The sequence below is a fragment of the Parachlamydiales bacterium genome (assembly GCA_041671045.1).
Lineage (GTDB): Bacteria > Chlamydiota > Chlamydiia > Chlamydiales > JABDDJ01 > JABDDJ01.
Map to the genome: position 1 here is coordinate 431,059 of JBAZCF010000001.1, position 12,398 is coordinate 443,456.

The window sequence follows — 12,398 nt, forward strand, 5'->3', positions numbered from 1 at the left end:
ATTGTCCTAGATTTATTCATTAAGATAGCGCATAAAGCGCTGCTTCTCTAAGTGTTTCAGTTTCTCGAACATACACAGCATCTAAAGGTAGCCTGTAAAGGCCTTGGAAACAGCGCTGTGCTTCTCCGCGCATTACAATATTTTTAGCTTCATTGTTATCGAGTTTGAAATGATATCTGAGGGAGGATCCGCCGCGTGTGTTCACTTCTATAGGTGTGATTAGTCGTCGATATGAAGCTGCAGCGATGGCTGCAGCGGCAGCACCTGTCCCACAGGCAAGTGTTTCATCCTCAACACCCCGTTCATACGTTCTTATTGCAATGGTGGCGGAGTCTAGTACCTGGATAAAATTAACATTGGACCCTTCAGGATGCAGATGGGTATTGTGGCGAATCGATCTGCCTATTTTGCGGACTAGGACCTCCTCAATATCATCACAGAAGATGACTACATGGGGTACGCCAACCACTAGCGAGAATGCCGGGAATTGAGGCAACTCTTCCAGTCTGAACGGCCCTTGAATAGGTGTAGAGTTTCCTAATGAGACTTCTACCTCATCACCTAATATTTTTGCTGAATAACTGCCGGAGGTTGTGGTCACAGTATAGGTGTCTTTATGGATGTTCAAGTCTTCATAAAGGCACCGGATCACACAGCGCAGACCATTTCCACATAAAGCCGCTTCAGAACTGTCAGCATTGTAGATTATCAATGCGGCTTCCGCTTGAGGACCTCCGTCTTGTAATAAAATGACGCCATCAGCCCCGATGCCTTTGTGCCGATTGCACAGTTCGGAAATACGGGATTTGAGGGTAGCGGGAATGCGGCCTTGTCTGTCATCTATGATGATGAAGTCATTGCCGCATCCTGTATATTTGTAGAAGGAAAGAGGGTAGTGGTTAGAGGGCATTCCTTTTTCCTGACTGTTTAGGTTAGAAATTTAGCTCTTTATATGTGCGGACAATGCCATCTAAAAGACCGAATTCAATCGCTTCTTCAGGTGAAAGCCAAGAGTCGCGATCTAGCGCGCGTTCAATCGTAGCTTCGTCTTTTCCGGACTGTTCCATATATAGCTTTACCAATGCCTTGCGCGTGCGCAAGATTTCCAGTGCTTGAATCTCAAGGTCGGATGCTTGTCCTTGAATCACTCCCGCAACGTGGGGTTGGTGGATCATGAAGCGGGCATTAGGTGTTGCAAAACGTTTTTTAGGGGCTGCAGCAAGGCTGAGTACGGAGCCGAAGGAAGCCGCTAGTCCTGTGACAAGGGTTGTCACGGGGGAGGAAAGCATATGGATCTGATCCCAGATGGCGAAGCCTGAGTCTACTGAGCCGCCTGGACTATTAATAATGAAGAGGATCGGTTTACCCGGATCTTTCATCTCCAAATACCACAATTTACGGATGATGGACTGTGCGGAGTTGCTATCTACAGCGTCACAGAGAAATATGCGTCTGGAATCCAGCAGGGTAGAATCTATGTTGTCTTCTAAAGTTAAGAAGGAACCATTTGAATTTGTTTGTTGTGCCATAGTCTTTTCTCGCTAATAAATCTTAAGTCTTCATTATGATGATACTAAACGCAATTTTCAAGTTCGATTTCAGGATACAGCGGGAATTTTCTTAACAACGACTTCACTTCACTGCTAACTTCCTCTAGGATTCCTTGATCAAGAATAAATTGCGCTTTGCTTACACTGCCATCTTTTGCAAGGGCGGGCTTGGTATTGGCAAGGACTTTATAAATAAGTTCTCCGATAATTTCCATTTCGCGCGGGCCCATCCCCAATGTCGTCATCGCGGGTGTACCAATACGTAATCCTGATGTGTACCAGGGGCCGTTTTTATCAAACGGGATCGTATTGCGGTTCACTGTAATATGTGCTGCGCGCATAGCTTGCTCTGCTTGGCGTCCGGTAAGGCCGAATTTTGAAAGGTCTAGAATGACCTGGTGGTTGTCGGTGCCCCCAGAAACAATCCTAACTCCTTTACTTTGAAGGGATTGAGCTAGTGCGCGTGCATTTTCAACGATTCTCTGAGCATAAAAGCGGAAGTCCGGCGTATTGGCCTCTTGGAATGCAACAGCTTTAGCTGCAATGACATGAGGTAACGGTCCGCCAAGAACCAAGGGACACCCCTTGTTGACAGTATCTCTGAATTCCTCTTTACATAAGACAAATCCTCCCCGGGGACCCCGTAAAGTTTTATGTGTCGTAGAGGTGACGATATGTGCATAAGGAATAGGGTTTTCATCCCCAGTGAAAACTTTCCCTGCGACAAGTCCTGAAAAGTGGGCCATATCGACCATAAGGACCGCTCCGATCTCATCCGCAATTGTTCTCATCGTAGCAAAATTGATGCGTCGTGTGTGTGCCGAGTAGCCGGCAAGCAAGATAAGAGGTTTTTCCCTCTGGGCTATTTCCCTGATTTGCGCATAATTTAATTGTTCTGTTGCAGGATCGACATCGTAATGAAGAGCCTTCATCATTTTAGAGGAAACATTATGTCTGTAACCATGAGTCAAGTGCCCTCCTGAATTCAAAGACATGCCTAGCACTTTCTGATTCAACATCTCTTGGCGGATTGTTTCGTATTCATCCGGGCTTAAGGTGTCGATAGACTTAGCTGTAAGCTTTTCTATCGACTTGTTCTGCACTCGCTGTACTAATATCGACCAAAAAGCTACTAGGTTGGCATCTGCTCCGGAATGGGGCTGGACATAAGCATGCTCGCAATCAAAAATTGCTTTTAACTGATCCTGGGCTAATGTTTCCAGGGTGTCTACATTTTCGCATCCTGCATAAAAACGATGCCCTGGATGGCCTTCTGCATACTTGTCAGTCATCAGATTTCCCATAGCCAACTGCACAGCCAAGGAGGAAAAGTTTTCGGATGCAATCAGCTTTAGGTGGGATCTCTCATCGGCAAGCTCTTTCAAGATAGCATTGGCCACAATAGGGGACCTTTCTTCAAGATGGTCGAGCGCAGCAATATAGGCAATCGCTGCTTTATTGTTTTTTTCTGGGGGGTTCTTTTTTAAATAAGATTCTAACCGTGACATAAGCTCGCCCTCCGCAAAATAGATTTGGTAACAGGAAGTCTATTTTGCGTGACGGGCGCATAAAACGCAATCTTGCGTTAAAATGAAGGAGTATAAACTATTTGCGAACCATGTTTGATGAAGTGGTTTTCGCCATTTTCATAAGCTTCATCATTAATAAGTACTTTGAAATAGCTTTGTGTAAAGGGACGGTCACTCTCCCAAACCCAAGTGTTTGCATCTATATTTCGCAATTTAACTCCACGGGACCAAGAAAGGCCTGCGCCGTCTCCCCGGATATAAAGTTCATTTCCAAAGCCGCAATCGACTTTAATGGTCACACTCGTTGCGCTTCTTTTTTGCGTCGTGGATTGTGAAGGGGAGAGAGGATGGGAAACTTTTTGTGCTTGGTTTTCTTTTCCTCCTAGGGGCTCTGCATTTTGATGAAGCTGCGGTTTATGCATAGTGCCTGGTTCCGAAGAATTTTTTTTTGTGAACATAACTTTTCTCCATAAAAATAATTTATCCTATCTTTTTTGAGGTCTAACAGACTTTCAAGATGTCTTCTCAATCTATTAAAGCTATTCCTTATCCACACTCTCATTGTCAATAGAAAAATTCATGCTTGAGAATTATGCCGTTGAGAGGTAATGTATTAACTAGACTTATCTTATTATTTAGTCAGGATTCAGCATGCAACAATCCCTTGAACCTTTTTTGAAGATCCAAGAACTCGATATGCAATTAATGCAGCTCGCCAAGCTTAAGACCGATAGAGCTGACGAGTTGACTAATTTGCGCTTAATCAAAGGTGATCTTGATAATCAAGTCGCCGTTAAGCAAAGCGAAATCGAAGAATTGAAAAAAGCTATCCGCCTTAATGAAGGCGAAGTAAGTGACGTGGTCGTCAAACTTAAAAAACTTGAGTCACAGCAAAACGCAGTGAAAAAAGTCGAGGAATTCAACGCCCTCAGCCAAGAAATTGCCACAGCTGAAAGAGAGCGTAGCACGAAAGAGCAACGCCTTAGCGATATGTACGATAAACTCGCTATTCTAGAAGACATGCTTCATAGTCTGAAAAGCACTCTAGAATCCACCTCGCAAAGCAGTCACCAACTGGAGGACGAGATCCGCGAACGCATCACACATATCAACACCGAAGGCTTAATGCTTCAGAAAGAACGTGAAGTTCTGGCTGCAGAAGTTGACTTCGAAATTCTCCGTGTCTACGAAAGACTTCTCCATAACAAAAGAGATCGCGTTATTGTTCCTATCGAAAACCGCTGCTGCAGCGGATGCCATATCACTATCACAGCTCAAGATGAAAACCTGGTCCGTAAAGGCGAAAGACTTATCTTCTGTGAGCATTGCTCTCGCATCCACTACTGGCCCGAAAGCGAAGCTGCTGAAAGTAATGTAGGCGCTGTCAAGCAACGCCGCCGTAGAGCAGTCAAAACCTAATCTTCCTTTTGCCGGGAAGAGAGATGGCCGCCTGCCTTGAAATTCAAGGCAGGAGGAAAGTCTGGACATCAGAGGACAGGGTACCAGTGAAAGACTGGGGGCCGTAAGGCTACGGAAAGTGCAACAGAAAACATTCCGCTGCTGCTTCGGTAGCAGATAGGGTGAAATCCCCGGTTCAGGACCGCGGGCCTACCTAAGGAAACTCAGGAGGAGGCAAACCCTACCCGATGCAAGACGAGATAGAGCGTAATAGAGTCCCCTAAGCTCTTAAGTTGTCGCTTGAGGTAAATGGCGACATTTACCCTAGAGGAATGGCCATCACAAATGCGCAAGCATTTGCTACAGAATCCGGCTTATTTCTTCCCGGCTCTTTTCAAGAATTACTCATTGAAGGTTTTGACTAAAAGTAGATAGACGGCACTTGCCGGCTACCTCTTTTAAAGATGAGTTTTATGTTGGCACAATTTCTAACTCAGTTTGTTCCAATTGCTCAGTTTGTTCCAATTGCTTCTCGATTAGCTCTTTCTGTAATAGTTGCTGCTGTTTATTTTGTTCAATAAATGCTTCCATATCATGTTCTATCGGTTGAATGCCAAATATTTTCTTTGCAATGACATTCAATGCCAGCATGACAAGATAACCGGCAACTAGGCCGACAGCAAAGCTGACGAAAGGCATAAGTTGTGGTACAACTGCTGGCGCAACGACTGCAATACCCAGAGCCTTGCCTATGGTTACATTGCCTACAGCCCGAATAGTTGCCTGGATACACCATTCAGCTAATAGCTCAGGACCATAAGTCGCTGTGAATGCCCGAAAATATAATCCAGCTCCAAGTGCCGTTACAGCAATGGTTTTAGTGTAAGGCTTAGAATAAGACCCCACTGTAGAGAAAAATGAGCCCACTCCGTTTGCACATGCATAGGCTGTTTTAGAAATAGTAGTTCCGATTCCGCACATTGTTTTCAATCCGTTTCAAATTCTGTTAGAGTTTGCCTATTATACAAAAAAATGTTAAGATATTCTATTTTAATATCATATTTGATGAGGAAGATGCGCAGGTGGTTTGCAATTATATTTTGCAGTGTGCTGATAGCCATATGTACAGTGGCAGCCGTCTATACCTGTACATCCCTTTGGAAGCATGACCTCAGCTCTTACCATGTTGCAGGCGAAATGGAAGAAGAACAAGCTTTGCGTGTTATCGCAGGCTCCTTAGCCTTCTTCTCCACTGACCAATCCAAAGCTATATGGCCTGAGTATAATCTTAATCAACATCCTATCGTCGTCACTTTTGATAATACGCATATTTATGCCTTCAACCTTAATAGCCACAATCCCGTATGGGAAAATATTAACGTTTTGGGAACACCCGTACAATTCACTGCCGAAGATGTTTGGGGAACTACCCGTATTCAGTCAGAGTTCGATTACAATATTGATGGCATATCTTCCTTTGTGTTCCACCTAGATCTTGTAAAAGATGATATTTTAGCTCCTTTTATCAAACTCATCCACGAACATTTCCGCAATTATCAAAAAGAAACATTCATCACACATCAGGCAACACCTGTCGAGTATCTTGATCATTTCAACTTCGAAAACATCATCCTTATGCAGATCGAAGATATGATTTTGGCAGATTTCATGAACGGTCAGCTCGATCCTGAAAAATCTGCCTTCCATAAAGCCGCGGCGCTTAGAGATTTCTTGGCTGTAAATACTCTGCGTAGGAAACTGCTTTTCCCCTCCTCCATTGAATGGGAGCTTTTTCAACAGCGTACAGGCGGTATGGCAGATTACGTTGCGGTGAAAAGCATAGATCAATTTCCTTTTGTCAAGGGTTTCAGTGGAACACAATATTTGCTAACCTTGCTTCAAGCCTCCACCGTCAATGAAGAAGTACTCGAAAGAATGGTCAAATGGCGTCATTATGGTGTGGGCGCAGCGCTTGGTTATGCATTAGATTCGTTGGAAGTCCCTTATTGGAAAGAAAGAGTTGTCCATGAAGAAAATCCTATGGATATTCTGAGAGAACAAATACTTCTAGATGATAATGAGATCACTGAACGCATGGAAAAAATCAAGAAGCGTTACGGTTACGATAATGTGAAGCATCAAGTGGCTATTGCATTGAAGCAATATCAGGATGAGGTTGCCGATCTTGCTGAGGAATTTGATGAGCTGAAAGGTGTAGAAATCAACTTTTCCAAGCCCGGCTCAGAAACTACAGAGGGTGTAGGAAGCGCACTTTACGTCTATTATATGTCTGACGGATCTACCCTATCTTTAGCAGATACCTCTAAAGTCAATACATTGGATAAGTCATGGTCTGTCCAGTTGGAAGGGACACCCATGGTCATTAAAAAAAATGACGGGACTTTAAAGTTAAAGGTTGAGCCTGAAACAGAATTTACCTTAGACGGAAAGAAACTTACGGCGATTGAGATATCCAGTCAAAATTTTGTACAGCCATTTCAAAAACTACAGATTGCCGGATATCATTGTAACTTTAATAGCCATCTTCAGAAAGGACAGATAGAATCGAAAGAGGGTAAAATTTTTGTGAAATATAATCCTTAATAGTCACAGCTAGTCTCTAGAAAATCTTCATAGCTGCTTATCTTATTTGTTGTATTAGCTGGACGACTTTGGGGTCTTCGGAAGCTAGTAGTCCCTGGATGTCCACTTGAGAGGTGTTTTGGATCAGTTCTGATAGATCTTTTTTAGGTAGATGGAATAAAAAAGATTCTAATTTATCTACAACCTTCAAGTTGCGGTTTTCCATGCGTTCTAACTCAAATATTTCAAAAGAAACAGTTTTAGCTGTATTCCTCAAATCTATCCATTCCTTAATAGTATCCTTAGAATGTATGCTTAAGCGGTCGCTATTTAGAATAACTTTAAGCAAGTTTCTGCAAAGTAAGATCGTCTGTTCATCCCGTTGTGAAACACCATGGATTTTCTCATGATTCTGAGCATCCTTCAATCCCTTTAAGACTTCATTGAGCGTCACCACTTTGAAGTTTTGAGCTGACTTGAGAGCAACTTTATCATACTCACTTTTGCGGATAAGAAAGATCCGCTCGAAGAAAGAACAATGCTGATCTAATGCATTTAATAAATCCAATAAGTAATCATTCCAAAGCTTGGCATCAATAAAGCCAAAAAGAACACTTTTGAAGCCGAAATCGTCCACTAGATTCTGTAATTGTTTACGATCAGTTAAAGGTTCTTTCTCAATATTTTCATAGAAAGCTTTGATGAGGGGGGATAAACTTTGTTTTTTTATATCATCGCTAGGGTGCTGTCTGGAATGCGTGACGACAGTTTTTTTGCTTTGTGAACTTAGATGTTTTATCACGCCTCTGATCTCGTTTTGGATTTCGGCCTGAAGATGGGTAAAATCATCGATGGGCTTGAGAAAAGAGAGCCAGCCTTGCTTGGGCAAGATCTTTTTATCTCTGGCACATTGGTGAAATTGTATCAGGGTTTGCTGCATAGCCTCTAGAGCAAGAATTTGGCTGCTGACTTCAGAGAGGGATCCAGTGTTAACGTTTTCCTTGATAGTCTTAACTATAGCCCGGATTCGTTGATAGGCATTAATGATTTCGTTCTTCTTATTCCCGGGTGTCTTATCATTTAATAGACGAGTTAGCTCAGGAAGTATCTCAGAATTAAAATCACTAATACTACCCATAAATCACCTAAAACTTAAATCTGAATATCACATACAAATAAGTTTTATTTAGCATTTCCCCGATTAATACTCTCGAAGAATTGATTCTGGACGCCTGGAATTATTTCAAAATCGCCACGCAAGACGTTCGTGGTTGTATGGCTATTATCATCTTCAATTCCCCGGGCCATTACACAAAAATGCTGTGCAGTGAGGGATACAGCGACATGCTCTGTCTCTAGCAACATAGATAAAGCATCCGCTATCTGTGCGGTCAACCTTTCTTGAAGCTGAGGACGACGGGCGAAATATCTGACAATACGCGGTATCTTGGATAGTCCTATAATTTTACTACCCGGAATGTAGGCGATGAAGGCCGTCCCATTCATGGGAACAAAGTGATGCTCGCAAAAACTATGGAAATTAACTTTGAGAAATACAAGGTTGCCACGTTTGCTATGCTGAAATTGATTGTCAACGACCGAGATAGGGGGAAATGTTTCCTCTTTCAAACCCGAAAAAACCTCTGTCACGTACATTTTAGCAACACGTTCCGGTGTGCGTGCTAAAGAGGAGTCTTCTAAATCTAGTCCTAAGCATATCATGATCTCGCGGAAACGCTCAGCTATATAGGTGATTTTCTCTTCATCTTCCATATCAGGGGCATTTTCTGCTATCGGTGTAGGAAAATGGGTCACGCAGGGGAGCGGGGTGTTCCCTTTCTTCAACTGCTTAAAGTTTGATGTGCGAAATGGTATAAAATAGTTATTTTCCATAAAAAATTATCCTTGCGATTTTTGTCTCGCGATTTCTGCCGCCACGCAGGAGAATGCGTTGGCAACATTGAGTGAATTTTTTCTTCCTCTTAGAGGAATGGCAACGATATGCGTTGCTAAATTTAATGTTTGTTCAGAACATCCATATTCTTCATTACCTACGGCAAGGGTAAATGCTTCCGGAAAGTTGAAGTTAAATAATGGTTTGGCCTGCGCAGAGGTTTCGATTGCAATAAGGGGTTGCTTCAAATTTTTCAATTCTAAGCTACGCTGGCAGTTTACTCTGGTATGGCAGCCCATTGCAGTTTTGATGACCTTGGGATTATCTATAAAGGGTGTTTTCTCGGAAAAATATAAAGTCCCTAAAGCGAAAGCCTCCGTTGTACGGATAATACTTCCCACATTATGGGCTGAACGGAGGTTATCTAAATAGATATCTATTGGCCAAATGGCCTCAGAAGGATTAAAGTCTCCCTGACTAGCAAGGGAAAGTAGGTTATGCTCCTTATGCGAAATCCCTGCCGCATCTAAATGGAGATGATATTGATCCGAGACTGTCTTTAACGTCCATGCATCTGCAATAATAAAAGGATGTTCAAGCCAAGCATTCAAATTATTGTATAAAGCGAGAAGCTCTCCATTTTCCCTGCCCTCAAGCAATTCAGCGTAAAGATTCTTTAACAAAAGCGCGCAACGCTTATGCTGCTGGAGGTTAGTAAGTTGCTTAAATGACTTCTCGCTTATATCCATTGTTACGGCTGCGCAATCTCCGCTTTATGAGCCATATATTCCTCTAAATTGCCCTCGTAAAAATGCACTCCATCCTCTTCAAAGGCAATTAGTTTTGTAGCCACGGTGTCGATCAGGTCGCGGTCATGGCTCGCAACAACTACCGTCCCCTGATATTCGGATAAGCCCCAGCCCAAAGCGGATACTGCTTCCAAGTCAAGGTGGTTGTTAGGCTCATCCAAGATGATCACATTGTGGTCTGATAGCATCATATTGGCTATAATAAGACGTGCCGTTTCGCCTCCTGAAAGTTTGCTGACAGACTTGAATGCTTCATCACCGGAGAATAGCATCTTTCCTAGCGCGCTGCGTGCATCCTGATCGTAAACTCCGGGGTGCAATGTTTTGAGATACTCAAACGCATTATCCTCAGTGTTCTTATCGACTACAGTGTGGTGCTCTTGCGGAAAATAGCTGATAACAACACCATGTCCTACTTCCCTGGTGCCTTTATCGGCCTGAAGGACGCCTGCAAGAGTTTTCAGTAGAGTCGATTTTCCTCTACCGTTATTCCCGATCACGCCAATTTTATCTCCGCGCACTATTTCCATACTTAAATTTTTGATGACATCCTGTCCGCCATATCCTTTGTAGATATTTTGTACTTTCAAAACAATCTTGCCCGGTGCTTTCTCTGTCGGAATGAAACGGATATAGGGACGCTGGATGTTGGATTTCTTTAAATCCTGCGGCTGCAGGCGTTTCATCTCACGGATACGCGACTGCACCTGGCTTGCACGTGTTCCTGCGCCAAAACGGGCGACAAAGTCTTTTAGCTGCGCGATCTTCTTTTCCTTGCTCTTTGCATCCAGTTCTTCGCGGTCGCGTACGGATGTTTTGGCCACAACCATTGAGTCATAGTTGCCGGGGTAGATGATGACAGTTTCGTAGTCGATATCGGCAATATGCGTTGTAACAGCATTGAGGAAGTGGCGGTCATGGCTGACCACAATAAGCGCACCCTTGTAGTTGAACAGGAATTTCTCCAACCAGCCGATAGACTCCAAGTCCAAGTGGTTCGTCGGTTCGTCCAACAGCAATGCCTGGGGACGTCCAAAGAGAGTTTGGCAAAGCAGGACGCGGAACTGCATATCTGTTGGAATAGATCCCATCTTCTGGTTGAAATATTTTGATGGAACACCCATACCGCTTAAAAGTTCTTCCGCGCTTGATTCGGCACTATAGCCATCTTCTTCCGCTATGATACCTTCCAGATCTCCTAAACGCATCCCTATGGCATCGTCAATTTCGTGTTCGTAAAGTTCGTCCCTTTCTTTCAAGGCATTCCACAAGCGCTTATTACCCATAATGACAACATCCATCACCGGATAATCCACAAAATCGCCAATATTCTGACGCAGGATACCGACATGATCCGGCAAGGTCACATTGCCTGTTGTAGCTTCCTCTAGCCCCATAAGGATTTTCAATAACGTAGACTTGCCCGCTCCGTTAGGCCCTGTAAGACCGTAGCGGTTGCCCTCGTTAAATGTTATCGTCACGTTCTCAAAAAGTATGCGAGAGCCAAAGCTCTTAGAAATTTTATTTAGTGTAATCATTATATTAATCTAAAGGTTTGAAAATTATGAATATAGTACCAGACTTTCAATTTTAAACCCAGCAGGACTTGCAAGACTCCGTCCTTACCTAGCAGGACAAAGTCCTGCTTGCCTGTCTGTCTAGGTGCCTTGGCGTGGGTGGGCGGCGTTGTAGACTTTTTGTTTAAGCTTAGGGGAGACTTGGGTGTAGATGGTTGTAGTGGATAGAGAGGAATGTCCGAGGAGTTCTTGGATGGTTTTGAGGTCCATGCCGTTTTCGAGCCAGTGGGTGGCGATGGTGTGCCTGATGGTGTGGGGTGTGGCTTTGCCCGCGAGGCCGGTATTTTTGAGGTATAGGTCGAAGTTACGGTCGATAGAGCGGGTGGTGATGCGCGAGCCCCATTTATTGAGGAAGATGGCTTGGGGGTCTTTTTGAGGTTGGTGGTTTTTTGACGAGAGGAGCCGTTGGGGGTGGTCGAGGTAGTTTTGGATCCAGGAAGCAGCATTTTTTGTGATGGGGATGATGCGTTCTTTGCGCCCTTTACCTAGAAGACGGATGAGTAGGTTTTCGGGATCGAATTCATCGCGGTTGAGGGAGGTAAGTTCACTGACGCGAAGGCCGGAGCTGTAGAATAGTTCCATGATGGCGCGGTCGCGGAAGCCTAGGTAGCAGTCGAGATCGGGTTGGTCAAGGATTTGTTGTACTTGAGAGTAGGAGAGTGTGATAGGGATTTTTTTATCCAGTTTTGGGCTGTCGATTTCATCCATCGGGTTTTGTTCGATTAGTTTGGATGAGGAAGCGAATTTAAAGAAACTGCGGAGGGAAGAGACGCGTCGGGCGATGGTCCGTTTGTTGGGAGTTTTCGTGGTGACGGAGGAGATGAAGTGGCGGATTTGTTTTCTGTCGATTGAGGGGAGAGAGATAAGCGATTCGGGAAAAGAGGTCGGTTCGCAGAGGTGGGAGATTTTTTCTGAGCGTCTTTCTTGAGGGATATCTTCTTCGAGGAAGGCTTTGAAGGCATTGAGGTCTATTGAATAGTTCCTTAGGGTATGATCTGAAGCGTTTTTAACGATCCTCAGATGCTTTAAGAATTTATAGCAGGTGAGGATAAGCATTG

General features: G+C 43.8%; 12 protein-coding genes and 1 other RNA gene. 3 read left to right on the plus strand and 10 right to left on the minus strand.

The window, feature by feature from the left end; genetic code table 11:
- Nucleotides 1-19: 19 nt before the first annotated feature.
- The 4 genes from dapF to WC222_01990 all read right to left on the minus strand — a co-directional run bounded on the left by dapF (nucleotide 20) and on the right by WC222_01990 (nucleotide 3,537).
- On the minus strand, nucleotides 20-910 hold the full coding sequence (gene dapF / locus WC222_01975) for a diaminopimelate epimerase (protein MFA6915141.1): 891 nt from the start codon (nucleotides 908-910) through the stop codon (nucleotides 20-22).
- 22 nt (nucleotides 911-932) lie between these two features.
- On the minus strand, nucleotides 933-1,529 hold the full coding sequence (locus WC222_01980) for an ATP-dependent Clp protease proteolytic subunit (GenBank protein ID MFA6915142.1): 597 nt from the start codon (nucleotides 1,527-1,529) through the stop codon (nucleotides 933-935).
- Between the two features lie 44 nt (nucleotides 1,530-1,573).
- Nucleotides 1,574-3,058, minus strand: coding sequence for a glycine hydroxymethyltransferase (locus WC222_01985; protein ID MFA6915143.1), 1,485 nt, complete (start codon nucleotides 3,056-3,058; stop codon nucleotides 1,574-1,576).
- A gap of 77 nt (nucleotides 3,059-3,135) precedes the next feature.
- Entirely contained in the window at nucleotides 3,136-3,537 is a 402-nt protein-coding gene (locus WC222_01990; protein MFA6915144.1) for a hypothetical protein, read from the minus strand.
- Between the two features lie 193 nt (nucleotides 3,538-3,730).
- On the opposite strand from WC222_01990, the gene WC222_01995 reads away from it, so the two are divergent.
- Together WC222_01995 and rnpB are read left to right on the plus strand one after the other, a co-directional pair.
- Nucleotides 3,731-4,498, plus strand: a complete 768-nt coding sequence (locus tag WC222_01995; protein ID MFA6915145.1) for a C4-type zinc ribbon domain-containing protein — start codon at nucleotides 3,731-3,733, stop codon at nucleotides 4,496-4,498.
- A gap of 11 nt (nucleotides 4,499-4,509) precedes the next feature.
- Nucleotides 4,510-4,869: RNase P RNA component class A (gene rnpB, locus WC222_02000), an RNA gene on the plus strand.
- 79 nt (nucleotides 4,870-4,948) lie between these two features.
- On the opposite strand, the gene WC222_02005 is transcribed toward rnpB, so the two are convergent.
- Nucleotides 4,949-5,458: a hypothetical protein gene (locus WC222_02005; GenBank protein ID MFA6915146.1), complete on the minus strand. Its 510-nt coding sequence runs from the start codon at nucleotides 5,456-5,458 to the stop codon at nucleotides 4,949-4,951.
- A 93-nt stretch (nucleotides 5,459-5,551) separates the two neighbouring features.
- Between WC222_02005 and WC222_02010 the strand changes: the two genes are divergently transcribed.
- Nucleotides 5,552-7,081, plus strand: a complete 1,530-nt coding sequence (locus tag WC222_02010) for a hypothetical protein (GenBank protein MFA6915147.1) — start codon at nucleotides 5,552-5,554, stop codon at nucleotides 7,079-7,081.
- Nucleotides 7,082-7,118: 37 nt separating this feature from the next.
- On the opposite strand, the gene WC222_02015 is transcribed toward WC222_02010, so the two are convergent.
- The 5 genes from WC222_02015 to WC222_02035 all read right to left on the minus strand — a co-directional run bounded on the left by WC222_02015 (nucleotide 7,119) and on the right by WC222_02035 (nucleotide 12,396).
- Nucleotides 7,119-8,198: a hypothetical protein gene (locus tag WC222_02015; GenBank protein MFA6915148.1), complete on the minus strand. Its 1,080-nt coding sequence runs from the start codon at nucleotides 8,196-8,198 to the stop codon at nucleotides 7,119-7,121.
- 44 nt (nucleotides 8,199-8,242) lie between these two features.
- Nucleotides 8,243-8,953: a GTP cyclohydrolase I FolE gene (folE, locus tag WC222_02020; protein MFA6915149.1), complete on the minus strand. Its 711-nt coding sequence runs from the start codon at nucleotides 8,951-8,953 to the stop codon at nucleotides 8,243-8,245.
- A gap of 6 nt (nucleotides 8,954-8,959) precedes the next feature.
- Entirely contained in the window at nucleotides 8,960-9,703 is a 744-nt protein-coding gene (locus WC222_02025; GenBank protein ID MFA6915150.1) for a TrmH family RNA methyltransferase, read from the minus strand.
- A 2-nt stretch (nucleotides 9,704-9,705) separates the two neighbouring features.
- Entirely contained in the window at nucleotides 9,706-11,301 is a 1,596-nt protein-coding gene (locus WC222_02030; GenBank protein ID MFA6915151.1) for an ABC-F family ATP-binding cassette domain-containing protein, read from the minus strand.
- A 120-nt stretch (nucleotides 11,302-11,421) separates the two neighbouring features.
- Nucleotides 11,422-12,396 carry a tyrosine recombinase XerC gene (locus WC222_02035; GenBank protein ID MFA6915152.1) on the minus strand — a complete coding sequence of 325 codons (975 nt, stop codon included), beginning with the start codon at nucleotides 12,394-12,396 and terminating at the stop codon, nucleotides 11,422-11,424.
- Nucleotides 12,397-12,398 lie beyond the last annotated feature (2 nt).

Excerpts from the sequence above, each read along its gene's own strand:
- dapF (MFA6915141.1), bottom strand. The coding sequence starts at position 910 with ATGCCCTCTAACCACTACCCTCTTTCCTTCTACAAATATACAGGATGC.
- WC222_01980 (MFA6915142.1), bottom strand. The coding sequence starts at position 1,529 with ATGGCACAACAAACAAATTCAAATGGTTCCTTCTTAACTTTAGAAGAC.
- WC222_01985 (MFA6915143.1), bottom strand. The coding sequence starts at position 3,058 with ATGTCACGGTTAGAATCTTATTTAAAAAAGAACCCCCCAGAAAAAAAC.
- WC222_01990 (MFA6915144.1), bottom strand. The coding sequence starts at position 3,537 with ATGTTCACAAAAAAAAATTCTTCGGAACCAGGCACTATGCATAAACCG.
- WC222_01995 (MFA6915145.1), top strand. The coding sequence starts at position 3,731 with ATGCAACAATCCCTTGAACCTTTTTTGAAGATCCAAGAACTCGATATG.
- WC222_02005 (MFA6915146.1), bottom strand. The coding sequence starts at position 5,458 with ATGTGCGGAATCGGAACTACTATTTCTAAAACAGCCTATGCATGTGCA.
- WC222_02010 (MFA6915147.1), top strand. The coding sequence starts at position 5,552 with ATGCGCAGGTGGTTTGCAATTATATTTTGCAGTGTGCTGATAGCCATA.
- WC222_02015 (MFA6915148.1), bottom strand. The coding sequence starts at position 8,198 with ATGGGTAGTATTAGTGATTTTAATTCTGAGATACTTCCTGAGCTAACT.
- folE (MFA6915149.1), bottom strand. The coding sequence starts at position 8,953 with ATGGAAAATAACTATTTTATACCATTTCGCACATCAAACTTTAAGCAG.
- WC222_02025 (MFA6915150.1), bottom strand. The coding sequence starts at position 9,703 with ATGGATATAAGCGAGAAGTCATTTAAGCAACTTACTAACCTCCAGCAG.
- WC222_02030 (MFA6915151.1), bottom strand. The coding sequence starts at position 11,301 with ATGATTACACTAAATAAAATTTCTAAGAGCTTTGGCTCTCGCATACTT.
- WC222_02035 (MFA6915152.1), bottom strand. The coding sequence starts at position 12,396 with ATGCTTATCCTCACCTGCTATAAATTCTTAAAGCATCTGAGGATCGTT.